Annotated in this window: 25 protein-coding genes; 18 read left to right on the top strand and 7 right to left on the bottom strand. The window is 45.0% G+C overall.

What is annotated here, in order from left to right:
• The first annotated feature begins 157 nt into the window (after window positions 1–157).
• The 4 genes from QFZ78_RS03475 to QFZ78_RS03490 all read left to right on the top strand — a co-directional run bounded on the left by QFZ78_RS03475 (window position 158) and on the right by QFZ78_RS03490 (window position 4784).
• Entirely contained in the window at window positions 158–1063 is a 906-nt protein-coding gene (locus tag QFZ78_RS03475) for an ABC transporter permease (protein WP_307545394.1), read from the top strand.
• Between the two features lie 12 nt (window positions 1064–1075).
• On the top strand, window positions 1076–2011 hold the full coding sequence (locus QFZ78_RS03480; protein ID WP_307545396.1) for a carbohydrate ABC transporter permease: 936 nt from the start codon (window positions 1076–1078) through the stop codon (window positions 2009–2011).
• Window positions 2012–2109: 98 nt separating this feature from the next.
• Entirely contained in the window at window positions 2110–3816 is a 1707-nt protein-coding gene (locus QFZ78_RS03485) for an ABC transporter substrate-binding protein (RefSeq protein ID WP_307545397.1), read from the top strand.
• 101 nt (window positions 3817–3917) lie between these two features.
• The gene (locus QFZ78_RS03490) at window positions 3918–4784 is read left to right on the top strand and encodes a phytanoyl-CoA dioxygenase family protein (RefSeq protein ID WP_307545399.1); all 867 of its coding nucleotides are present in this window, start codon (window positions 3918–3920) and stop codon (window positions 4782–4784) included.
• A gap of 360 nt (window positions 4785–5144) precedes the next feature.
• On the opposite strand, the gene QFZ78_RS03495 is transcribed toward QFZ78_RS03490, so the two are convergent.
• Both QFZ78_RS03495 and QFZ78_RS03500 read right to left on the bottom strand, forming a co-directional pair.
• A complete protein-coding gene (locus tag QFZ78_RS03495; RefSeq protein ID WP_307555458.1) occupies window positions 5145–5534 on the bottom strand; it encodes a PaaI family thioesterase in 390 nt (129 codons plus the stop codon).
• Window positions 5535–5778: 244 nt separating this feature from the next.
• Window positions 5779–6837: an LLM class flavin-dependent oxidoreductase gene (locus QFZ78_RS03500; RefSeq protein WP_307555460.1), complete on the bottom strand. Its 1059-nt coding sequence runs from the start codon at window positions 6835–6837 to the stop codon at window positions 5779–5781.
• A 194-nt stretch (window positions 6838–7031) separates the two neighbouring features.
• On the opposite strand from QFZ78_RS03500, the gene QFZ78_RS03505 reads away from it, so the two are divergent.
• The gene (locus QFZ78_RS03505) at window positions 7032–7406 is read left to right on the top strand and encodes a winged helix-turn-helix transcriptional regulator (protein ID WP_307545401.1); all 375 of its coding nucleotides are present in this window, start codon (window positions 7032–7034) and stop codon (window positions 7404–7406) included.
• A gap of 57 nt (window positions 7407–7463) precedes the next feature.
• Here the strand turns inward: QFZ78_RS03505 and QFZ78_RS03510 are convergent, their stop codons facing one another.
• Both QFZ78_RS03510 and QFZ78_RS03515 read right to left on the bottom strand, forming a co-directional pair.
• Entirely contained in the window at window positions 7464–8534 is a 1071-nt protein-coding gene (locus QFZ78_RS03510; protein WP_307545403.1) for an SDR family oxidoreductase, read from the bottom strand.
• A gap of 234 nt (window positions 8535–8768) precedes the next feature.
• Window positions 8769–9326: an NADPH-dependent FMN reductase gene (locus QFZ78_RS03515; protein ID WP_307545404.1), complete on the bottom strand. Its 558-nt coding sequence runs from the start codon at window positions 9324–9326 to the stop codon at window positions 8769–8771.
• A 587-nt stretch (window positions 9327–9913) separates the two neighbouring features.
• Between QFZ78_RS03515 and QFZ78_RS03520 the strand changes: the two genes are divergently transcribed.
• The gene (locus QFZ78_RS03520) at window positions 9914–13612 is read left to right on the top strand and encodes an FIMAH domain-containing protein (protein ID WP_307545406.1); all 3699 of its coding nucleotides are present in this window, start codon (window positions 9914–9916) and stop codon (window positions 13610–13612) included.
• A 486-nt stretch (window positions 13613–14098) separates the two neighbouring features.
• On the opposite strand, the gene QFZ78_RS03525 is transcribed toward QFZ78_RS03520, so the two are convergent.
• Window positions 14099–14251: a hypothetical protein gene (locus tag QFZ78_RS03525; protein WP_154669613.1), complete on the bottom strand. Its 153-nt coding sequence runs from the start codon at window positions 14249–14251 to the stop codon at window positions 14099–14101.
• A 104-nt stretch (window positions 14252–14355) separates the two neighbouring features.
• Window positions 14356–15111 carry an ArsR/SmtB family transcription factor gene (locus tag QFZ78_RS03530; protein WP_307555462.1) on the bottom strand — a complete coding sequence of 252 codons (756 nt, stop codon included), beginning with the start codon at window positions 15109–15111 and terminating at the stop codon, window positions 14356–14358.
• A 228-nt stretch (window positions 15112–15339) separates the two neighbouring features.
• Between QFZ78_RS03530 and QFZ78_RS03535 the strand changes: the two genes are divergently transcribed.
• The 8 genes from QFZ78_RS03535 to rpoN all read left to right on the top strand — a co-directional run bounded on the left by QFZ78_RS03535 (window position 15340) and on the right by rpoN (window position 20466).
• Window positions 15340–15687 (top strand): ester cyclase, encoded by a 348-nt coding sequence (locus tag QFZ78_RS03535; protein WP_307545409.1) that lies wholly within the window; start codon window positions 15340–15342, stop codon window positions 15685–15687.
• A gap of 39 nt (window positions 15688–15726) precedes the next feature.
• Window positions 15727–16152, top strand: coding sequence for an ester cyclase (locus QFZ78_RS03540; protein ID WP_373461095.1), 426 nt, complete (start codon window positions 15727–15729; stop codon window positions 16150–16152).
• 66 nt (window positions 16153–16218) lie between these two features.
• Window positions 16219–16755: an NADPH-dependent FMN reductase gene (locus QFZ78_RS03545; RefSeq protein WP_307545413.1), complete on the top strand. Its 537-nt coding sequence runs from the start codon at window positions 16219–16221 to the stop codon at window positions 16753–16755.
• 169 nt (window positions 16756–16924) lie between these two features.
• Entirely contained in the window at window positions 16925–17578 is a 654-nt protein-coding gene (locus QFZ78_RS03550; protein ID WP_307545415.1) for a M48 family metallopeptidase, read from the top strand.
• A gap of 217 nt (window positions 17579–17795) precedes the next feature.
• Window positions 17796–17981, top strand: coding sequence for a hypothetical protein (locus QFZ78_RS03555; protein WP_307545417.1), 186 nt, complete (start codon window positions 17796–17798; stop codon window positions 17979–17981).
• Window positions 17982–18173: 192 nt separating this feature from the next.
• Entirely contained in the window at window positions 18174–18320 is a 147-nt protein-coding gene (locus tag QFZ78_RS03560) for a hypothetical protein (protein WP_307545419.1), read from the top strand.
• 98 nt (window positions 18321–18418) lie between these two features.
• Window positions 18419–18721, top strand: coding sequence for a Gfo/Idh/MocA family protein (locus QFZ78_RS03565; RefSeq protein WP_307545421.1), 303 nt, complete (start codon window positions 18419–18421; stop codon window positions 18719–18721).
• Between the two features lie 419 nt (window positions 18722–19140).
• Window positions 19141–20466, top strand: a complete 1326-nt coding sequence (gene rpoN / locus QFZ78_RS03570; RefSeq protein WP_307545424.1) for an RNA polymerase factor sigma-54 — start codon at window positions 19141–19143, stop codon at window positions 20464–20466.
• A gap of 16 nt (window positions 20467–20482) precedes the next feature.
• Here rpoN and ablB read toward each other — a convergent pair whose 3' ends face one another.
• Window positions 20483–21340, bottom strand: coding sequence for a putative beta-lysine N-acetyltransferase (gene ablB / locus QFZ78_RS03575; RefSeq protein WP_307545426.1), 858 nt, complete (start codon window positions 21338–21340; stop codon window positions 20483–20485).
• Window positions 21341–21621: 281 nt separating this feature from the next.
• Between ablB and QFZ78_RS03580 the strand changes: the two genes are divergently transcribed.
• From QFZ78_RS03580 to QFZ78_RS03595, 4 genes are read left to right on the top strand one after another with little or no spacing between them, the layout of a single operon-like run.
• Window positions 21622–21885 (top strand): YokU family protein, encoded by a 264-nt coding sequence (locus QFZ78_RS03580; protein ID WP_307545428.1) that lies wholly within the window; start codon window positions 21622–21624, stop codon window positions 21883–21885.
• Window positions 21886–21919: 34 nt separating this feature from the next.
• Window positions 21920–23272: an aspartate aminotransferase family protein gene (locus QFZ78_RS03585; RefSeq protein WP_307545430.1), complete on the top strand. Its 1353-nt coding sequence runs from the start codon at window positions 21920–21922 to the stop codon at window positions 23270–23272.
• The gene (locus tag QFZ78_RS03590; RefSeq protein ID WP_307545432.1) at window positions 23272–24000 is read left to right on the top strand and encodes a CoA transferase subunit A; all 729 of its coding nucleotides are present in this window, start codon (window positions 23272–23274) and stop codon (window positions 23998–24000) included. Before QFZ78_RS03585 ends, QFZ78_RS03590 begins: the two co-directional genes overlap by 1 nt.
• Window positions 23967–24629 (top strand): 3-oxoacid CoA-transferase subunit B, encoded by a 663-nt coding sequence (locus tag QFZ78_RS03595; RefSeq protein ID WP_307545434.1) that lies wholly within the window; start codon window positions 23967–23969, stop codon window positions 24627–24629. Before QFZ78_RS03590 ends, QFZ78_RS03595 begins: the two co-directional genes overlap by 34 nt.
• The last annotated feature ends 4 nt before the right edge of the window (window positions 24630–24633 follow it).

The raw sequence follows: 24633 nt of genomic DNA on the forward strand, positions 1-24633 counted from the left end.
AGTTAATCGTTGGCTTCGTTATGACTCATCACACCACCTTATAAACGGACACTACTGCTTAAGAATGATCCCTATAAATTTAATTCTAGCTCCTTTATCATAGATTCTGTAAGCGCTTAATATTAACTTTAACGTAAATGCAGTGAGGGGGAGTATCATGAGTATAGCACTTAGAATGGTAAAGAAAAACTGGCAACTCTATCTGATTATCTTGCCGTCACTCGTATATTTGATTATTTTTAAATACGTACCTATGGCAGGCGTGCAGATCGCTTTTAAAAATTATATGGTTACCAGAGGGATATGGGGAAGTGATTGGATTGGTTTTAAGCATTTTGTAGACTTTTTCCATCTGCCCATTTTTTGGAGGGTTATCAAAAACACGTCGCTGCTTAGCCTTTACTCGCTTCTTATCGGGTTTCCAGCACCGATTATTCTTGCCCTAGCCTTGAACGAATTGAAAAACGGGATTTTTAAGCGGACCGTACAACTGGTCACGTTCGCGCCGTACTTCATTTCAACAGTCATCATGGTTTCGATTATTATGCTGTTCCTTTCCCCGCAGCTTGGCTTTGTCCATCTCTTGGCTGATAAGTTCGGATTTCCAGCGGAAAATATCATGTCTAAGCCGGAATATTTCAAAACCGTGTATGTACTTTCCGACGTTTGGCAGTTTACGGGATATGCCTCGGTCATTTACATTGCCGCTCTGGCAGGGGTTGATCCGCATTTGTATGAGGCAGCCAAGGTGGATGGTGCGTCCAGGTTTCAACGGATGATTCATATCGATTTGCCAAGCCTTATGCCGACAGCCGTTATCTTGCTTATTCTAAATGCAGGGCAAATCATGAATGTTGGATTCGAGAAGGTGTACCTGATGCAAAATGCGATTAATGTTGGGGCGTCTGAGGTTATTTCCACCTATGTTTACAAAATGGGCTTGGTAGGAGCGAATTTCAGCTTCTCCGCAGCAGTCGGACTGTTTAATTCCATCGTTAATTTGCTGCTGCTCATTGTGGTCAACTATGTGGCCAGAAAAAATTCTGAGACGAGTTTGTGGTAGGAGGTAGAAATTATGGCTAATCCCGAACAGACATTGACGTTAAAAGTGCGAAAGTCACCTACCCGCATACTTGAAAACAGTGTGGACAGATTGTATTTGTTCTTTGTCTATTTGTTTTTGATCATATGCTTGATTATTGTAGCCTATCCGCTCATCTACATTATTAGTTCATCATTCAGCTCGTCATCAGCTGTTATTTCAGGCAAGGTTTGGCTGTTCCCTGTTGAGCCTACCCTTCGTGGCTACCAAGCCGTGTTTCAAAATCCGCAAATCTTGACGGGATACGGAAACTCTTTGTTCTATCTTTTCTTCGGGACATTGCTCAGCGTTTCGTTGACGATAACAGCTGCATATCCGCTTTCTCGAAAAAACTTTTATGGACGTAACGTCATTACTGCACTATTCGTTTTTACAATGCTGTTCAGCGGGGGATTAATTCCCTATTATTTGACCGTGAAAGGGATGGGCTTGCTCGATACGAGATGGGCGATGATTATTCCAGGCGCGATTTCGGTATGGCAAGTCATTCTGGCGAGAACGTTTTTCCAGACATCGATTCCTTCGGAATTAACGGAGGCCGCACATTTGGATGGCTGCAGCGACTTCAAGTTTTTATTCCAGATCGTTATCCCGCTTTCCAAGCCCATCATTGCCGTTCTGGTCCTCATGTACGCGATCGGCTATTGGAATTCCTATTTTGAAGCCTTAATATTCTTGAAATCGGCTAATTTGTATCCGCTCCAGCTTATTTTAAGGAACATTCTGATTCTCAATTCGATCGATCCTACGATGATTAAAGATGTCAGAGAACTTGCGGAAAGACAAGGCTTGAAGGAGCTGCTTAAATATTCGCTGATCGTCGTCGCAAGCGCACCCGTTCTTATTCTGTATCCATTTGTGCAAAGACATTTTGTGAAGGGGTTATTGATTGGTTCTCTGAAAGGTTGAATCTAGTAACATACGGAGAGGAGGGATGCGAGGCACGAACAGATCGGGTTTGCCCCCATGGGAATAATTGGCTATAAAAAACAAGGAGGGTTTTGAATATGGTAAGTAAAGGAACCAGAAAAACATGGTTATCGGTGGTCCTCATTTTATTCATCACTTTGCTTGTAATCGGCTGTACATCTAATAGCGATGAGCCGAAGGATAGCGCTAGCCCTGATGGGGGTGGAAGCGCAAACGGGGGAGCGAACGTTAATGCAACAGGCTTTCCTATCGCCAAAAATAAAATTACGATGAGTGCTTTTGCGCCGCAATCGGCTAATATTGCAGATTTGAATACGAACTGGTTTACCAAATATTTGGAAGAAAAGACAAATATTCATTTGAACTGGCAGCTTGTGCCGGGAGAATCAGCGGCATTGAATGAGAAGAAGCAGCTGCTGCTCGCAAGCGGTGACTATCCCGATATTTTCATGCAAGGGAATCTAACGAAAGAGGAGCAACTGCTGTACGGTCAACAAGGCGTCTTGATCCCGTTAAACAAGTTAATCGATCAATATGCACCGAACATTAAGAAAGCATTTAAAGACATTTCATATTTGGAGAAGGCGATCACTGCGCCGGATGGCAATATTTATGCGATCCCTTCCGTAAATGAATGCTATCACTGCCAGTTTTCAGCTAAAATGTGGGTGAACACGAAATGGTTGCAAAAGCTCGGTCTTAGCGCGCCGAAGACAACTGACGATTTCTATAACATGCTCAAAGCGTTTAAAGAGAAGGATCCAAATGGCAATGGCAAGGCAGACGAAATTGCGTTAACGGGTTCACCGACAGGTTGGCATACGGATGTTGAGACGTTCGTGATGAACGCGTTCGTCTATTACAATGCGGATAACAATTATTTCATGATGAGCGGCGGCAAGCTGGCAACATCGGTCGACCAACCAGGCTTCAAAAAAGGTTTGCAATTTTTGAACAAACTGTATGCGGATGGCTTGATTGATAAGGAAGCATTTACGCAAAAATCGGATGCGCTAACCCAAAAAGGGAATAGCTCGGATACGGCGATTGCCGGCGCTATTCCGGCAGGTTGGTTCGGCGAATTCACGGATGCATCGCCGGCAGCAACACGCCACAAAGACTATGATCCAATAGCGCCGCTTACAGGACCGGATGGAGCCTCGTTCACGGCACATTACATCGGCATCGGGAACTCGGTGTTTGCGGTGACGAATAAAAATAAAAATCCAGAAGCGGCGATTCGTCTAGCTGATTATCTGTACTCCGAAGAGGGGACGACAACGTCCAACTCTGGGGAAGAAGGCCGTAACTGGGTGAAGGCGGAAGCGAACGATAAAAACACGCGCGGAACTGCAGCCAAGTTCAAGGTTAAGGAAACGTCTTACGGGGTAGGTCAAGTGCAGAACGATCATTGGAATCAAATGGGACCGAACCTTCGTTCGGCCGAATATCGCGAAACTTCGTATGCAGCCAGTCAGGAAATCTATACGATGGATGGCTTGGAAACTCGCTTGTACAAGGCCACCAAGGAATTGTACGAAGGACATCAACCGAAAGAAGAGTTCCCGACGGATATTTTCTTGACGAACGATCAGGCCAATCAAGTGAAGCAGTTGAAGCCGATTATTACGGATTACGTCAAACAGTCCATGCTGCAGTTCATCATGGGGGCCAAAAGCATCGACAAAGATTGGGACGCTTACGTGAAAGGCCTTAAAGATTCCGGTATGGATCAATTCATCAAAATCTATCAGGATGCCTACGACAAAGTGTATAAAAAATAAGTAGTTGCCTCTGATCGTACGAGTTAGTAAAGAACTTTCAAACCTACAGTAGGCTTGAAGGTTCTTTATCTTTGGAGACTTAATAATGGAAGGTGAGAGAGATGGAGGAAGTAAATAAAAGCGGATATTTAACTAAAAAGCAAATTGAATTTTATAATGAGGAAGGTTACATCGTACTTGATCGTTTATTATCAAATGAGGAATTAGCGCCAGCAAAAGAAGCGATGACGTATAAGGTTTCTATGATTGCCGATGAATTGTATCGTGACGGACTAATTGAGGATAAATTGGTTGACCGCCCGTTTAAATATCGACTAGCGGAACTTTTTGAACATTTAACCGCTGATGAATTTTTGAAATACGGACGAAGTTGGCGTGACCGGATACCAGGTTATTTCCATTTAATGAGCAATGATAAAATTCTTAATGCCGTAGAATCTTTGATTGGCGGCGAGCTCTTTTCGAATCCAGTTTATAATGTAAGGCCGAAGATTCCGAGGGTTGCGGCTGGGGCAGTGCCTTGGCATCAAGATAAATCATACTGGCCGGATGCTAATTCCAATCCTGTGATTACAGTATGGATCCCTTTAGTTGACGCTAACGAAGTGAATGGCTGTTTGCATATTAAACCGAAAACACACCGAAAACCTCTTTTGAAATGGCACCAAGAATCTGATACTGGAACTGGTTACACGGTATTGAAGGAAAGTCAATTAGGGAACACAAAGACTGTTGTTTTGCCTGTTTCCGCTGGCAGCGCAATTCTATTCAACGATCGCTGTCTCCATATGTCAACACCGAACCGATCTGATGAAGTAAGGTGGAGCGTGGATCTGCGTTATCAGCCGACAGACCAAGATCCAATGGTGGCGCACGGAGCAGGCTTCTTGGCTAGAAGCTATAAATATCCGGAGCTAGTTGCAACTCTTGAAGATTGGTTAGAGGGTCGTTCTGAGCATGGCATATAGTGTGCGTAGATGTTGATGTGAAAATGGCTATCCAAAAAGTAGTCGAAGATGTCTGAGAGATAGGCAGTACACGCAGAGTTTGCCGACCTATGACGCAATGATGAAAAGTATCGTTACAGCATAGAAACGAAGATTTAGCTCCCTTGCAACAATGAAAAACATCGTTCAATCAATCTTTTAACGATGTAAAACATCGATGCAGCAATCGCAATGCTGCCTCAACTTGAATCTAACGATGAAATACATCTTTGCAGCAAAAGTGGCTGTGCAAAAAGTCGCCGAAGATGACTGTGAGATAGGCTTTATGACAAAACAAGAGGCTGTCAAAGTGAGACAGCCTCTTCATTATTATTAAGCAAATCATTTTTTGTCAATAATAGCGACCGTACAGCGAGAAATACATATAAGTTGATTATTCTCATCGGAAATTTTAATTTCCCAAACCATTGTTTTTCTGCCCTTGTGCAAAGGGATTGCAACAGCAGTAACGATACCATCTCTCTTACTTTTGAGGTGGTTGGCATTAATTTCAAGACCTACCGCTGCATATTTCTCTTTATCGATATTAATTTCTGAAGCGATAGAGGCTGCTGTTTCCGCCAATAGGACAGAAGCCCCTCCATGTAAAATCCCTGCTGGTTGGTGAGTAGCCGGTCCGACTGGCATTGTCATCACAACGCGATCAGGAGTTAGCTCTTCTATTTCAATGCCTAGCGTACGGATAGCGGTGTTCTGACTTCTTTCTTTCATAAACGCAATAAAGGAATCTTTATCCATGCCGTAGGACTGATAAATTTCTTCGGATACGATCATACCCATAACCTCCATAGGTCTAGAAAATTTTACGGATCCTTCCGTTAGCAACAGAACAACTTCGGATAAATCGATTATGATAAAAAAAAGTAGGGCTGTATTTATTTTATGTCCAACGATACAAACATAGGCTCATAATCTCTGTTGGAATAGGCGAGGGAGGGGCTCTCCACGGCTCATCTTATTTATTTACCTCTGCCTCGGTTCTGGCAAGCTCCTGTCGTACAATTGGCGCTACCCTAGTGCCGAGCAATTCGATGGACCGCATGACCTCACGGTGTGGCATTGTGCCGACATTTACATGCAGGAAGAAACGACTTATCCCCAAATTTTTGCGCAGTAGAATGATCTTTTCTGCGACGTATTCAGGATCGCCGACATAAAGAGCGCCCCGCATACTGCGTGCGGCATCAAAAGTTCCGCGGTTGTAATTCTGCCCCCAACCCCGCTCACGCCCGATAACGTTCATTTGAGACTGCGTTGAAGGGAAGAATAAATCGGCAGCCTGCTCGGTAGTTTCTCCGACAAATCCGTGCGAGTGAGTCGCAATTGACAGCTTGTCAGGGTCGTGCCCAGCTTTCATAGCAGCCTCTTTGTAGAGTGCGACTAAGGGAGCAAAGCTCTCGGGCATTCCGCCGATAATAGCGAATACGATTGGAAGACCCAGCATTCCTGCCCTAACAGCGGATTGTGCATTCCCGCCGCTTGCGATCCACACCGGCAATGGGCTCTGAACGGACCGGGGATAGACACCGAGGTTATGGATGGCGGGACGATGACCGCCGCGCCAAGTTACTTTTTCGGAAGATCTGATTGCAAGCAGCAGTTCCAGCTTTTCGTCAAACAATTCGTCATAATGATCCAGACTATATCCGAATAGCGGAAAGGATTCAATGAACGAACCCCGGCCCGCCATAATTTCGGCTCGGCCGTTAGAGATGCCGTCAAGTGTAGAGAAAGCTTGATACACGCGAACCGGGTCGTCTGAGGACAGCACGGTTACAGCGCTCGTGAGCCTTATCCGCTTAGTCATGGCAGCCGCAGCTGCCAGTACAACAGCAGGCGAGGTGCCTGCGTAATCGGCACGATGGTGTTCTCCAATGCCATAGACATCCAGCCCGACCTGATCGGCTAGTACGATTTCTTCAACTGCATTGCGTAACCGCTCGGCATGGCAGATCACCTCTCCTGTCACTGGATCTGGTGTAGTCTCCAAGAAAGTACTTATTCCTATTTCTATGTTGGTTGCTATATCAGCCATCATGTTTCGCCTCCTTCATTATCTATATTAACTCATTTATTTATGGTTTCTCAAATTTAGTAAGAGAAGAGAGGGAGCAACGAAGACATTAGCACAATTGTTTAAAATACTTAGGGCTTGCACCCTCGAGCTTCAGACGGTATCGTAAAGGGCAGGGAGGCGATGCAAATCCTATGCTGGAACCGGGGAAAACGTATAATACGGCTGTGGAAGTGACGCTCGAAGTGATCGGAGGCAAGTGGAAGCCAGTCATTTTATTCCATCTCACGTTCGGTACGAAACGTAACGGTGAGCTGATGAGCTTGATGCCAACGGTTACACAAAAAGTGTTAACCCAGCAGCTGCGAGAACTGGAGGAGGATGGGGTTGTTACCCGGATTTCGTATAACCAGGTACCGCCAAAAGTCGAGTATGAGCTGACCGAGTATGGCTGGAGTTTAAAGGAACTTCTTCATATCATGTGCAGATGGGGAGATAGGCATGTTGAGCGTGTATACGGTGATAAGGTCAAGATCTTGGAGAATACACCACGCCTGAATGAAACATGATCAGTGATTGAACAGAAACCGGTCTCTGGATTTCAGAGGCCGGTTTCTTATGTGAGGTCACGGAATTACCTTGCGTTGGCGCAAATCTTCGAAGATGTTCAGGAACATTGCTTCTGTATCAATGAACTCGTGAAAGCCGAAACGACGTGCTTTCGTACCGTCAGCAAAAAAGTCGTAATCCCAAGAAAACACAAAGTCACCGAACCGCCAGGAGGAAACGTCACTGTAACTGTTATCCACCAACCCATGCTTCTTCACCATCGTGTTCCATAACGGCTCCTTGTCGGCCATGACTACATCCAAGGACATCTGCAGCGGAGGTGCTGTCTCTAAACCGAAAAACGCAGCAATCTTAGGCCAAAGCTCGTTCCACCGGAAGAGATCTCCGTTCGTGATGTTGAAGGCCTGATTCGCGCAACGTTCATCTGTCGCTGCCCAAACGGTGGCCTTGGCCAACAATCCAGCGTCGGTCATCTCCAGCAGGCTGTTGTAGGCTCCCGGCTTACCGGGAAAACGGAGCGGCAACCCGAGCTCCTTCGACATGGAAGCATAGATTGCGATAACCATTGCTAGGTTCATTGGATTGCCCAATGCGTATCCGCATACGACGGAAGGGCGAAGCGCCGACCAGGTCCAACTGCTCCCTTTCTGCCGATTTTCAAGGAATTGCTGTTGGTCGACATTAAACTCAGGCGGCATGTGATAGGCATCCGTTTCACGAGCTGGTGTCTTGAAGGGACCGAGGTGCGCGCCATATACTTTGTAGCCCTGCATGAGACTGATATGCTTAAGGTAAGGAGAGATAGGCTCAATCGCATTGACAATGTTGACGAGCATGGCTAAGTTTGGAGGGACCAATTCGGCCCAGGTAGGACGATCTTGATAAGCAGCATAGAAGATATGGGTGACTTCTGTAAGACTTCCTAGTTTCTCACGGGTATTATTTTCATCAAGTAGATCGACGGCTATATATCGAACTCGATTGTTGGATTCCCCGCCTCGCCGTGACACACCGATGATTTCCCAGTCGTGGAGCTGCTCCAGATGTGCGATAAGGTTTCTTCCAATAACGCCATTAGCTCCAACAACAAGAGCAGTTTTGCGTTGCGTGGCTTCATTTGTTTTCATAAAATATCCTCTCCTACTCCTTGGTGGTTTCATGATCATTGTGCACTTTGAATTGTTGAATGAAAAGTACGCACTTTGAGGTCATATAGTTACTTAGAAGTAATATAAGGCAGTGGAGAGGGAATCCGGGGAACAATAGCAAAAAAAGCTGGATCGAGCGAACAAAAGCAAACAAGCAAGCTGGATCAGGCGAACCCTATGCAGCTTGCTTGTTTGTATTCGGTTAGTTGGAGTTTAACGCAATGTTTTTAAAGCGCTGCTCCAGGCGACGACTTGATCGAACAACGTGTTGGCGGCTGCTTCCTGATGAGGTGCGGGCTTCACAATGCTATAGTTTTCAAAATCTGTGAAAAGCGAAAGGGTGACCTGAGCACGTACGTCAGCCACATGCAGTTCACCCAAGATAAGTCTCAGGTTTTCTGCTGCACGAGCGCCGCCTGTGCCACCGCCATAGCTGACGATACCTGCGGCCTTATCTTTCCATTCATTAAAAAGAAAGTCAATGGCGTTTTTGAGCGCTCCAGAGATCGCATGATTATACTCGGGCGTTACGAAAACAAAGCCATCATACTTATGGATTGCTTTCGACCATGCCACCGTATGCGGCTTCGTGTATTGAGCCAACATAGGCGGCTTTGGTTCATCATATAGCGGTAAATTAAAATCGGCGATATCCACGATTTCGTATTCAGCGTCACTGCGTTTTTGTGCGATCTCGTGAATCCATCGAGCGACGGCTTCACCTCTGCGTCCTGGACGCGTGCTGCCAATAATGATTGCGATTTTCAGCATGTTATTTCCTCCTTTATGATGGCGGTATTTTTATTTCAAAATGAAACCATTGCCTGGGCTATATCCCCCATGGAAAAGCTTAACAGATCACTTCATTTCATTTCCAACGAAACAACCGTTATAACCAAAGTTTCCGTTACGTTGGGCATGAGGCGACAGCAAGAGGAAGCTTGGTTTTTTTGAATAAGCCGGTTATTTACCGTCGGGGAGGTTGAGTATTTTCGCTTTGCTTACTGTGTACGGGATCAGCGGCATGTAAAATCGTAAAAAACTCCATGTGCATCATAAATTAACTAATACAGAAATTTCATCGATTCATTATGATGGTAGTTGAAAGCGTTTACTAGTCTCGCGAAAATGAGGAAAGAAGGGGTTCATAATGAGAAGAAGGTAAGCCTGATTTTATCTGTTGTAAGCAGAATCGTTTTTAAGTACGGGATCGAGTGAGATGCCGCATTTACTTCTCAGCAGACGGTGCCATGCGCGATTGACGATTAAGCTCAGAACACGCGCTTAATCGGGCGCCTCCGAACAATTAAGCTCAGAAACCGTAGACGTTTAATATTACGAAAATAGGAGGCTTTTAAATGTTTAAGCAAAAAGTTCAAAAAAAGATAGTAAGCTCAGTTCTTTCATTTGCACTTGCATTTTCGTTTGTTAATCTGTCCGTTCTTCCAGCATCAACGGTTCATGCCAATACGCAAGATATCAACGAACCCAACTCTTCAGTAACGGATGCTGTTTATAATCCCTCAGCAACCGGTTCAGTCAACCTGTTGGCTCCGTCTCGTTTTACACCTCAAGCAGGCGTGAATCTCAAGGTAAGTTCAGAAACTGCTGATCATCCTGGGGTAGACGCTTTGCGATCGGGAGGCAGCGGCTACTGGCGAAATTCAAGCTCAAATGTCTATATGAGTAACTATTCGCCATCCTCGCTGGCATTAACCCTCGACTTAGGCGCTCCTAAAACGATTGATAAACTTTACCTTGAAATACCCAATACAATTGCAAATATCCAAAGCAATGCGACAAGATTTGAGGTTTATTACACAAATGATCCTAATTCTTGGGCAAGTGCACCCACGGCCTCCGGCACAGCGAACAATTACAATTGGAAGGCAAACGGCTGGACGCTGGCCGGCGGGACGGAAACGGAGGGGTTATGGTCTTATGTCACTTACAAAGGACAAAAATGGGGCAATGATACGAAAACATTCCTATATCCGTTTACAGCCCGATATGTGATGATCAATACGGTACTAGTTGGTCCCAGCGATAAGCGCGCGAATGATACCAGTTCGATGATGGGTATATCCGGCTTGGCTATCTACGGCAAAGATTCGGTATCTAACGCAACCGCACTGGTACCGGCTAAGGATACCTACAGTACATGGGATCAGGTCGCACCTAAATCTACTAATATAAATCTTGCTAGCGGACAGACGCTAACGAGCATTGCCAGAGGCGATACTACGCTACGTCCGAATATCGATTACACGTTAAATGGCAGCACAGTTACATTCACACTCCCATACCTTGCCAAACTGTCACTCGGTACGAATGAATTCACCTTCCATTTTAACAACGGCAACCCATCCATATTTGCACTGGACGTAACAGCCCGCGGTTATGGCGCAAATGACAAGACGATCAAGATGAATGCAATTGAAGGCGTATCACCATATAACATACTAGGCGGCGCAATGGGGACGGATGAGCCGGTAGAAGGCGTGACCAAAAGGATTAGAGACGCTTACCACGAATTTTACGGAAATCAGCCTCAGGCGACTGCGGCCGACGACCATATTAAGAGCATTGGGGACAGTACCTTGCAAAAAAATGTCTTCAAAGTCATTGCCAATGGTAGAGGTTTGAATAATGAATTCCTTGATAAGGTTCGCGACGGTGAGTATGCCCATAAAGGTGTTTTTGACCGAAATTTTGGTTATGTGGTTGAGGGTGCGGCTTTCACGGACAGGCAGCGAATTGAAATTCGCCCCAGCGAAGATTCAAACGGCGATTTTGTAGCCTATGAAGGCGACTTGGTTTCCTATGAATGGCTCTGGAATATTCCGGACGGCAACCAATGGAATCAGTCAAATTTCCGACATATCTTCCAGTTGAAGGCTGTGAATCGCCAAGCAGCTGATACGTTACCAGGCGGAAACAACGGCGGAGAAAACGGCGCCTATATCCTAGCGATGTCGATTTCGGGCACGAACAGCAGGGATCTGGTCGTGAATCATAACCGATATGACGGCGATAAGACCATGATGCGAATTCCGTTAAAAGAAATCGATGGCCATTGGATTAAGGTAGAGCTTAACGCGCTTATTTCGGATAGCGGCTGGTTCACCATTAAGATAACGGATAGGGTAACCGGTAAGGTATACACTTTTGACAGCACGGATGTTTATCAAGTGTTTACAAACAAAGGTGCAAGCGATGGTACGAAAGACGTATGGAGAAGACCGGAAAGAGTCGGCGGCTTCGAGACAGAGTATCCAGCTGCATTTGATCAATATTTGCGTCCCAAATGGGGCATTTACCGCAGCTCCGCTAACGGAACCAACTCTGCCTATGACGCTTCGCTTCAACTTGCCGATATCACCATCAGCAAGGTGGCATCAGGTTTGTCTTCTGTAAACCTTGCACTTCATAAAAAAGCGTATAACGTAGGCCGGGCAGAAGGCGCCAACTCGATTCAGATACAATCTGCTATGGCTAACGAATACAGCAATGCAAACAAACTGGTGAGCGGTGTATTGGAAGACCCGACAAAATGGCATGTTACCAACGTCTCCAATCTGAATCAAATCGGAAATTATTCATGGCTGGGTACCGATGGAGAGAGAAAAGGCAGCTTCGTCATTGACCTTGGCCAGGACATGGATTTTAGCCAATTAAGACTATTTGCAAAATCCACCAGGTTAAAAGGTGCGACCGTTTATGTATCTGATGATTTTGGAAACCATACATCGGCTGCTGAATTTGACGCAATGACGTTTAAACAAGTGGATAGACAGACTGCTCAAGGTTATACGTATGCAACAGGCAACAATAATGGAGGAACTGATTCAGAAGATGGTTCCTATCCAATTAACCTCGGTAAGACCTATCATTCCAGATATATCAAAGTAACGGTAGAGAACACATCCGGTGGCAATTCCGGCACGGATCTAACAGGACCTCCACGCCTTACACAGGTTCAAGTGTTTAATGCGCCAACGCCTCCACAGAATCTTGTTATTGAAACTAACGACTCAGCTAAAATGGTGAAATGGGATGCAAATGACTTAAGCGAGGGTTATACAGTTTATAATGGCACAACGGTACTTGTTGACTTACCGGCAGGCGCAACAAGCTATACTTTACCAAGCAGCATAACCGATGTATCCAAAGTTGCTGTAAAGACAAAGGGAACAGACCCGAACTCCCGCAAGTTTATGATATCGGCACCGGCCTTAGTAGTAGATCCGCAAGATGTGACTCCTCCTAAGACAGAAGCGCGAATCGAACCCGAAACGCGAAACGGCTGGCTAAACACGGATGGGTCCGTCGCACTGACGGCACATGACGATCTCTCCGCTGTAGTGAAAACGGAATACAAGGTGGGGGATAACACGGAATGGCAAACCTATGCCGGGCCTATCTCCTTCAAGAATGAAGGTGTGTATCGTCTGCAGTTCCGTTCAGCTGACGCTGCAGGTAACATGGAGCAAACGAAGGAGCTAAGCGTCCAGATTGATAAAACGAAGCCGGCCTTTGTACTGACGGCAAACGGGGAACCGCTTGCGGATGGCGCTGTTTTCTCCGACGACCGTTCGATTACGCTGCTTTTGAATGCGAGCGATCCACTGTCCGGCATAGCGAGTCAGGAGCTCACCCTGGACGGAAAGCGTTTGGACAACGGCGCTTCCATTGATTTGGCCGGCAAGCTTGGCCTCCATACGCTGAAAATCGTTATCATCGATCAGGCCGGCAATAAGACGGATGAATCTGTCCGATTTACCATTGCAGCCACCCCCGAAGGATTGTCCAGCTTGATTGACCGCTATGCCAAAGCCGGCGAATTGAAGGGACCTCTAGTTAACCAATTGCGCAACAGCTTGGATCAGGCGCTGCATCAATTGGACAAAGGCGACAAAGACAAAGCGGTCAAACATATGCAGGATTTCCTGAAGCATCTGAATAACAAGTCGATGGAGGATAACGTCTCCGAAACAGTAAAGTCCATCCTCACGGCTGACGCTAACGCTTTGATCGAAAGTTGGTCCGCGCAGTAAAGAACATTAACGTATTGTAGATGCAAAAGCATCCGGCCATTGATAAAGACCACACTGGTTGCCAATAGAACCTCAGTTGGAGGAGCTTGGGAATCCTTTGTTATAACATCCGTACCTTAATAAATAGGAAAAAAATGGGCAGGGGATTATTCCTGCCCATTTTTTTATAGTCGGAGGAGCCGCGGATCAGCAGTTCAGAATCCACTTTTAAAACACGATTCTTTCGTGAAGATCGATCAGAAGACCGGGGCAATTTCCTATAACCCGGAGTATTATGCATTTGGGTATGCGAGTAAGTTTGTAAGGGCAGGAGCGTATAGGATTGATTCGAATACCGCTCGGCAGTGGAAATATCGAGGATCTCATACACGCTTCCTGCAGGAGCAGCAGCTACATTTGTATGGAGGGGAGAAAAGAGAAGCACGAAGTAAGGTGAGATTCATCAGTCATTAATAAATAAAACCGCCATCTTAGGCGGTTAGAGAATTAAGGTTCATCGATATATTCTTCTTCGTTCGGGATGCTGTTCAAAAGGTTTTTGTCTATTTTTTTCTGATCTTGCTCGGTGTTGGTGTCGCAGTTAACAATACAATTCATTATTTCTTCGGAGTTGTCTTGAATATTAGTGTACTCAACCATGTTTGAACCTCCTTTCATTGACTTAGAGTTTCCAAGATCAAGCCAATTATTCGAGACGTGATTTGGACGCTAATGCAGAAACGTCGTTTGCTAAATTGCTATTATTAATCTCTAGTGAGTGTTGACCCAGTTTCAAGTAAAGTCTTCATTCCTGAAAGTACAATCGGCAAACCCATTTCAAGAATCTTGGCAGTGTTTAGTGCCTGTTCAAATTCATCATGCACGACTGTTACGAGGGTCACACCGTTTAACTCGGTATGAGAATCAATTTCCCACGTAATACGTGATGGGCTCTCTGAGGCCGTATCTGGAAAGGAAGGGAACTGCCAACTCATCACCAACTTATGCGGAGGAGCCATTTCGAGAATGATCCCAGCTGCTAGTTTTTTCTCCTCTGGGTTCCATAGTTCGAAAGAGGATCCGATTTCCCAATTGGATCGGATCGAGCAATTGTACCAAAACTTTGATGTCTTGGCCGGATCTGTAATGGCTTGCCATACTTGCTCGGGTGTCGCTTTGATGGCAATTCGGTTTACATGCCGGGGTTTGTTCTCCATGTTCGTTTCACGCTCCAATTCGTTTTTAAGTGAGGTTAATTCGATCGCCCAGGGCTCGGCGTATTTGCTCACCCATCGGTCGTATATTTGCCGTATGGGCACTGAATTTAGATAATGCAGCTTTTCTCTGCCTACTTTTCTGGTGGTAATGAGGTTAGCTTCCTCCAGAATATGAAGATGCTTCATTACACCGAATCTGGACATTTGCAAAGGGGTACAAAGATCGTTCAACGTGCGCCCATCAGTTGCGTGAAGCAGATCTAAAAGTGTGCGACGGCTGGGATCGGCGAGTGCCTTGAATATATCGTTATCTACTTGGAACGCCTCCTTTTAAAAGTATGCTTACAAGCATGCTTTTTTCACTCTTGACATGTTACCAAATGGTAACGTATTATAAAGGTGACAGTATAGTCACATATTAGCATAAACAAGTTTATTTGTCAGCCGGCGACAAATAGACCCGTCTAACTCAACTAGTTATTTTAACATAATCGCCCAGTTTAAAAATTACAAAAAAGGAGATGTTTGATTATGAAAACGATTGAACAAAAGAACATTGAAACGGTAACAGCATTTATTGAGGCTTTTTCGAATCATAGTGATTTAGATCATACAGATCAATTCTTTTCTAAACAAATAGGGGAGGCATTTCCTGATAAGCACTACTCCGTGGAAGAGGTCATAGCCCAAGGGGAGAAGGTAATAGCAAGAATATTTATGACTGATACACATAAAGGTGATTTTGCAGGAAATCCACCAACGGGCAATTCAGTTAAGGCCACTCAGTTTCGTGAATTTCGTGTAGTAGAAGGTAAGATTATTGAACATCGTGGTTGGTTCGATACAGCGACACTTTTGCCCCAAATTAAAGCTAATTAATTAGTAAAAGCAAACATATAACAACAAAGGAGATGTTTTATTGTGATAACGATTGAACAGAAAAATATTGAAACGATAACAGCGTTTATCGAGGCTTTTTGGAATCAAAGTGATATGGAAAGTACTGAACGATTTTTGTCAACCGATTATCAAGAGCACTCTTATCAATCAAAAGAAGGGCTGAAACAATTTGCTGGAAAAATATTAGAAGCATTTCCTGATAAACAATACACAGTGGAAGAGATCGTAGCCCAAGGGGAGAAGGTAATCGTAAGAATGGTTGTAAAAGGTACGCATAAAGGGGTGTTTTTTGGAACCTCACCAACGGGCAATTCAATTGATGTCACGCTGTACCGTCAATATCGAGTAGTAGATGGTAAGATTGCCGAGCACCGTGGTTGGATCGATATGATGACAATGTGGCGCCAAATACAAGGCAAAACATTTCCGAATGCAGTCACTTAACAGATGAGAATAGTTGCAGAATCGGATCATAAGCTCAAAATAGGAATTTATGAGGAGGCTCTTTAAATGCTGAAAATTGGAATTATTTTAGGAAGTACTAGACCTGGACGGGTGAGTCCACAAGTGGGAAATTGGCTCAAAGAAATTGCAGATAAACGTGGAGATGCAAGCTACGAGTTAGTGGATATTGCAGATTACAAATTACCCTTTTTTGGTGAGCCAGGTAGCGAAGAACAAATCAAAAATTGGACTGGAAAATTGAATAGCCTTGATGGTTTTGTATTTATTACGCCAGAATACAACCACAGCATTACTGGTGCTTTAAAAAATGCACTCGATTTAGCACGCGAGGAATGGAATAACAAAGCTGCGGGTATCATCAGTTATGGGTCAACTGGCGGGGCACGAGCGGCGGAACATCTGAGAGGAATATTAGGAGAGCTGCTAGTTGCTGATGTGAAAGCACATCCAACTTTATCGATATTTACCGATTTTGAGAATTATAGTACATTTAAACCAGCTGATTTACATCTCATTAATGTTAAACTTATGCTGGATCAAGTGATCGCATGGAGTGGAGCGCTTAAAACACTACGCAATTAGATACTAGATTATTGCCAGATAAAAAACGCTTGGTCCTTTTAAATTAAGGGATCAAGCGTTTTCTATTAACGTTAACAAATATAAAAGGATTCCCGCATTGCAATTTAAACGGAATAGTGATTTGATACTTATACGATTTATAAATAACCTTATAGGAACGATGATGATTATGAAAATTGAATTTGAAAATAATACGATAGAATTTAATGTTCAATATGGAATTAGAAAAAAGATTTCGATTCATATTGATTCTATGGGTTTCATTACCGTTAAAGCTCCTAATGATACAAGTAAAGAGATGGTAATGAGTGCTGTGAGTCATCATGGGAAAACGATTTTGGAGAAATTACAACTCATTGCGGAAGCTCGAGAAACCCCTAAGACAAGAGAATATCAAGATAAGGGAAAGTTCCTTCATCTTGGAAAATATTATTATCTCCATGAGTTAATTGAGATTAATGACCTAAATGAAGAAGAATTGAAAATGAATCTTAAGAAGTTCTATTTCTCAAGCTGTAAAAAGATTATAGGGGAACGAATCAAAATTTATCAAACACAGCTGAAAGTAAAACCCAAAACGATTGAGGTAGATGAGTCCAAAACCAAGTGGGGAAGCTGCAGCTCGGATAAAAAAATAACCTTTAATTATCGGTTAGCCATGGCTCCAGTTGAAGTGATTGATTATGTCATCATCCATGAACTATGTCATCTCCTTCATATGAATCATGATCGATCATTTTGGAGACGCGTTGGAAGCATTATGCCGGATTATAAAGAAAAGGAAGCGTTTTTGGCAAGGCATGGACATGCTATGACTCTTTGAGAAACGAAAATTCAATAACAATTGGAAAAGTCAGCCGGTCTAAGTGGATCGGGTGATTTTTTTCTATTCAACATTTAGCCGAGTGTAAAGCTTAAAAAATGTGAATTTACTTCGAAAAATACGTCAACTTTTCATGAAATTTAATTGATAGGATAAGAATCAAGGAACAAGAATGCAATGCTTTGGATAGAACCAAAGGAAGGGTGGGATTTAAATTTTGATATTGGAACGACTGGGTGTTTTAACGGATGAGGTTTCAGCTAATTTCGAGGAAGCGTTGAATTGGGCAGTCGAACAGGGTTTAAAGCATGTTGAAGTCCGAGTCATTAACGGACGGAATGTGGTCACTCTAAATGACGATCAAGCCATGGAAGTCCGGCGTCAGGTCGAAGCCCGCGGGTAATTGTGCGCAGTGTCGATTCATCCGCTTTAAGGGGGTTGTGGGACCCGGGGAATGAGGCATACGGTGGTCGTGAGGCATTTTCGGTAGGTTTCGGATTCATGAAGGATATATTGGCTTGTTCACCTTAAGGATGCTTATGTATGTGCAGACGGAACTGCCCGTTGTGTGCCACTTGGCTCAGGCAGTGTACCTGTGATTCCACAACTCAAAGCATTGTTGGCAGACGGATACGATGGACTCTTCACGATTGAAACGCATTTCATTCCTGAGGGCGGCAGCCAGATGACGGGTACTCGTATGATGCTCGATGCGCTGCGTGCGCTTCTAAGTGAGGTATAGCACAATGACCACGTGGAGATTTGGCATTATTGGATGCGGATCCGGCGCTGACTTTCAAATCGAGGCAATCCGCGAAATTGAGGACGCAAGCTTAACCTTTGTTTTTCAGCCGTAATGAAGCAAGAGTGAAAGCGATTGCGAAGCAGGAGAACTGCGCTTGTACGACAGTTTATCAAGAGTTGATCCATAGTCCGGATGTAGATATCGTCTGTGTGACGACTTCAAGCGGAAGTCATGCCCGCATTGGGCTAGATGTTTTGAACGCTGGAAAGCATCTAGTTATGGAAAAACCGATCGCGATGAACACGCTTGATGCTGAAGAACTTGTACCACGGCAAAAGAACGTGGAGTTACAGAAAATGCGCAAAGAAAGTATATCTTTTTTGCGAGAATGGTTATAGAGATCCCCAAATATTGCTGATAGAAAAACCACTCCGTTCATTCTGGGTGGTGGACGGTGTAGGATTTGTGATGAAAGCGCCTTTGGCGGTTTCAAACATTCTGGTATCGGCCGCGAGTATGGGATCCATGCTGTAAATGACAAGCAAAATGTATGTAGTAACGATTATGAAAAATAACAATGTTGATTTGGCCTATATTTAATTACATTAATAATTAATATTGTTAATCAAATAAAACCGCAGCCGTTTACCGGCGATGTATTGAGGCCAACTCCGACCATCAAAGATTCGGAATTTAGTGTAAATAGGAGAAGACGCCGTTACTTCAAACGGTGTCTTCTTTCTTTTCAAGTCGAAATGGACAAAAAGGGATCGTACCTGAATACATATATAAGCAAAAACATAAAGGGGTGATGTACATGCGCCCAGGATACGGAATGTTCCAACAGCAAACCGCCAAAATGCGGTTAACTCCGCAATTGCGAAAAGCCATAACGATTCTCCAGCTCTCGACACCGGAATTGTTGGAGGTTATCCAGCAGGAGATGAATGATAACCCGGTATTGGAATTCACCGGAAACGAATGGGATGCGTATAATGGCACTCGTAAATTCCCTAATGCAATAGGGAGGAATGATCAAATCTATGACCCCTTACAACATGCCCCGTCGAATGAGGTGACCCTGGAAAGGCATTTAAAGGAGCAGTTGAGCTTTGCAAAAAAAATCCCGCCAACTATTCGTAAAATTGTCACGTTTATGATCGGAAATCTGGACAATAATGGCTACCTTGGATCCTCCTTAAATGAAATTTCCGACGTATTTAAGGTTGATCTTGCTCAAGCAGAGCTTGCGCTGAGGATCTTACAGGGCTTTGAGCCCGTCGGCGTAGGAGCAAGAAATTTGAGAGAATGTCTGCTTCTTCAGGTTCAGTCCTTGTCGGAGTGCTTTCCGTTAGTATCCGTACTCATTCGTAGTCATCTGAAGGATGTGGCTGATTATCACATTCATAAATTGTCGACGATACTGCAAGTGACTGCTCAAGAAATTAAGACTGCGATTGAAGTAATCAAAGGATTGAATCCTAGACCTGGGGCAGCATTTCATACAGAAGCAGTGCCCTATATTATTCCCGAGGTCATCATCGAAAAGGAAGGTGAGCAGCTCGTTGTGCTGATTCATCAAGCAGCATCGCCCCGCCTCTCCGTTAATGGTTATTACGAACGAATGGCGAAGGATGGCAGCGACAATTACGAAGCAACAAAGTTCCTCTTTGGTAAAATAAACTCAGCGATGTTCTTCCTGAAGTGTTTGGAGCAAAGACGAAAGACCATATTCCGCGTAGCGCAAGCCATCGTGGAGGAACAGACCGATTTTTTTTGGAAGGGTGCTTCGCATCTCAAACCGATGACTTTGAAGTATATTGCCGATAAACTCAATGTGCATGAATCGACGGTCAGCCGCGCGACGGCTGGCAAATATGCCCAAACGCCATGGGGCATCTTCGAGCTGAAGTATTTCTTTCCCTCCGGTTTGCAAATGGACCTAGGAGATCCAGCGTCCTCGGAGCGCGTAAAAGCGAGAATAAAGGAATGGATCCATGGGGAAAACCATGCGAAGCCTTACTCCGACCAGAAGCTGGCAGAGCTAATGATGAAGGAAGGCATTCAAATTTCTCGCCGCACTGTGAACAAATATCGGGAGGAGTTAGGCATTTCTTCTTCCCTGAGAAGGAAACGCATATAGTTTAAAGGGGGCAAATTCACTTCAACATCTTGGTCCACAAATTCATGTCCTCAAATTTATCGTAAATATCGCAATTTTTCGTTAGTCTGCCGTAATAACGGTATCCCATCTGGAAGAAAACAGCGTTCATACCGAAAGATAGGGCTCTGGATAAGGAGTAGGCGCAAGTAATGTTTCGCGCGAGTAATTCATCTTCCAAGGCATGCATAAGCAATCTCATGAGTCCTTGATTACGATAGGCAGGGAGAGTGGCGCAATCCGTCATTTCCGCATTGGCGTAGACCGAATTGATCTCAGCGGAGGCGGCGCTAATCAGTTGATGCGGCGATTCTACGAGATAATAAATCGTTCCATCCCGCATTGTTTTTTCAACGTACAAAGGATCATTCATCGGTGTCGGGTACGTTTGAAATATTTGATCGTATAAGACAGCAAGCCGCTCAGCATCCTCCGTCCGAGCTATACGCAGTGTACATTGTTCCGGAACCAAGGGCCGACCTGGCTTGAGGGGAAGAGCTAGCACTTGTTTTAGAATGTGATCCTCCTCCATCCAATAATCGCTAGTCCGCCGCTCAAGATCATCATACAGTGCCATACAGTAAGCGTCGCGACCGTTGAAATATCCTTTATAAATTCCCTCCAGCATGCAGCCTTTGGATAGAAAGGTTTGCCAGTCATCCTCTCGCGATTTAATAAACACTTTGGTTAATGCATTAGCTTTGGCAATTTCGGCTATTCGCTTGCAGAGGGCATCCACATTCCCCTGATAGTCATCCACCCGCAACCTTTTATTAAAAAAATCGAGGCAAAAGCTTACCGTGTAATCGTCGCCTCTTTCAACCTGATTCGTGTACGTTGGCAGATTATTTGGCATCCTGCATTCCCCTTTCTCCCTAAAATCGTTCCATTCATCTATTCGCAAAAATGGTGCCAACTGTAAACCAAGACCACGATAGGTAAAGTCTGTGAGCAATACCGTATGAATTATTAATTTTGCTGCCAAAAAAATAGCAGCTGCAAAATATTTGGCGGCTTTTCCCGCGAAAACTTACCCTGATAGAAGTCTGGATGCCTATTTCGAAAAGTTGGCATCTATTTTGCATAGTAATCAGGTAGAGATAAGAATGTTCTAAACAAATATAAAGGAGGAAGTGTATGAAATGCATGTGGTGTGAAACGGAGGATATCCGTGAAAGCGTGAAAGATTGCTACTGGGTTTTGCCGGATGGGCGAGTGGCAGTTCAGATTTTGGAAGTTCCCGCTATCGAATGTTCCAACTGTCGTACTTACGTATTGGAGAGCACCGCGCAGCAAATCGAAGAGACACTTTATTGGCATGATGTGTCTGCTCTTGGAACTACATTTCGCTATGAAGATCTGTTGAAGGCTCCGCGGGTTAAGAATATGTTTCTCAAATAAAACCGTAGCGATGGTTAACAAAGGGGGGTGCTTAATGAAGCGGGAGCATTTAATCAAGCCGGTTTTGGACCACCATTATCCCACCATTCAATATGGAAAAGGTGTTTATTTGTACGATGATCAAGGCAAAGCCTATATAGATGCATCCTCGGGTGCTGTGACAGCCGGAATCGGGCACGGGGTTCATGAAATCATCGATGCGATGCTGGAGCAAGCGGGCAAGGTCTCTTTTGTCTACCGCTCTCAGTTTACAAGTGAACCAGCCGAAAAGCTGGCAAAGAAGCTGAGCGATTTGGCGCCAGGCAATGATTACTGGGCTTTCTTTGTGAACAGCGGGTCCGAAGCTACGGAGACGGCGATGAAGATTGCCATCCAACACTGGCAGGAGAAGGGGCGCCAAGGTAAAAATAAAGTGATTTCAAGACGGATGAGCTATCACGGTATAACGATGGGCGCTCTTTCGATGTCAGGCCATGTACTTAGAAGAAGACGATTTATTCCGTTATTGGAGGACTTTCCGGTCGTCGTGCCCCCTTATTGCTACCGATGTCCTTTGAACAAGACCTATCCAGATTGCAAGTTAGCGTGTGCGGACGATTTGGAAACCGCTATAAAGCGGATCGGCGCCGAACATATCGCCGCATTTATTGCAGAGCCGATAATCGGAGCTGCAGGCGGTGCTATTGTACCACCCGAAGGATATTTCACGAGGATCAAAGAGATTTGCGAGCGGAATGAGATCTTATTCATCGCCGATGAGGTCATGACGGGGATTGCCCGCACAGGAGCTATGTTCGGTATGGAGCACTATGGCGTCGAACCGGATCTGATAGCTCTAGGAAAAGGCATGAGCGCCGGATATACGCCGATGGCGGCAACGCTTGCCAAAGATCACGTGATGGAACCTATTTTGAAGGGATCCAAAAGTATCATGTCCGGCCACACCTATAGCGCAAATCCCCAATCGGCGGCAGTTTCACTTGCGGTTCTTGCCTATATCGAAAAGCATCAGTTAGTTAGGGCAGCAGAGATCAAGGGCAGCTATTTGCTGGGAAAGATGCGCCAAATGGCTGACCAGATCGAGACCATCGGCGATGTAAGGGGTAGAGGACTTCTGCTGGCTATAGAATTTGTTTCCGATCGGACCAACAAGCTGCCGTTTCCATCTGGGCTAGGTGTCACCTCTCGAATCGTCGAAGTAGCTTTCCAAAAAGGCCTTCTCGTGTATCCTGCGGCAGGCGCGGTGGACGGGGTAGGGGATGCCATTATTGTGGCCCCTCCTTTTGTGATTACAGAAGAAGAAATCGATCAGCTCGTGCGGATTTTGGATGAATCTATTCGGGAAGTCATGGCTGAGGTTACCCGATCCGTATTGGAGGAGATTTGATGGAGCCATATGAGAACACACATGCGGTCGCATCCGGCAAAGTAAGGACCTTGGAAGAGGCACTTCAAGTGATAACCGATGGCTGTACGCTGATGTATGGCGGGTTTGGCGGCATTGGAACCCCTCCAACGATGATCGAAGGTATGTTGCAAAAGGGGATTAAAGATATCACGATCATTGGCAATGATACTGGATTTCCGCACATCGGCATTGGTAGATTAATCACAGCAGGCAGAGTAAAGAAGGTGATTGCCTCTCATATCGGCTCCAATCCTAACGCTGGTCTAAGGATGGAGGAAGGCACCATGGAGGTGGTGTTTTACCCGCAAGGAACTTTAGCGGAAAAAATCCGGGCAGGCGGCGTAGGTCTTGGCGGTATATTGGTGGATGTCGGCGTTGGAACGATCATGGAGCTGGGAAAGGAGACCGTTTCCATCGACGAGAAAAAATATCTGGTGGAGCCGGCATTGACGGCGGACGTTGCCATTGTTCATGCGAAAAAAGCCGATCCGTACGGGAATCTTGTCTATGATAAAAGCGGCAGAAATCTAAATCCATTGGTCGCCATGGCTGGGAAATTTACGATTGCGGAAGTCGATGAGATTGTACCGCTAGGCGAGCTTGACCCCGAAAACATTGTAACACCGGGCATTTTTGTAGATATGGTGATATTGAGCAGAGGGGTGACTTGGGAATGGGTATGGGAAAAGAAACCCGCGTCCGTATAGCAAAGCGGGCTGCTCAAGAATTAAAGGACGGCATGGCTGTCAATCTAGGAATCGGCATCCCGACCCAAGTTGCAGATTACGTTCCTGAAGGCATTCACGTTGTTTTTCATGCGGAAAATGGGATATTGGGTGCAGGGGGTGCCCCGCTTCCTGGGGAAGAAGATGCTTTTCTCTGCAACGCAGGAGGATACCCCGTCACGATTACCAATGGGGCTTCCTACTGCGATAGCAGCATTGCTTTTGCCATGATACGCAGGGGATATATCGATATCACAATACTTGGGGCGCTAGAGGTCAGTGAGCGCGGGGATTTGGCCAATTGGATTGTACCGGGGAAGCGGGTGGCAGGGATCGGAGGGGCGATGGAGCTTGCGCAAAAAGCCAAAAAAGTCATCGTGCTTATGAATCATGTCAACCGGCAGGGGGAATCCAAAGTTAAAAAACAATGTGACTTGCCGCTAACAGCGCGGGAATGTGTCAAATTGATTGTTACGGAAATGGCCGTGATGGAGGTCACGGATCAAGGATTGCTTTTAAAAGAAATCATGCTGCCTTATACGATAGAGGACGTTGTAAATCACACGGAGGCTAAATTGATCATTCCGGAGAACATCTCGTACATTCCATAAACGT

The organism is Paenibacillus sp. V4I5 (assembly GCF_030817255.1).
In the GTDB taxonomy this organism is placed as follows: domain Bacteria; phylum Bacillota; class Bacilli; order Paenibacillales; family NBRC-103111; genus Paenibacillus_E.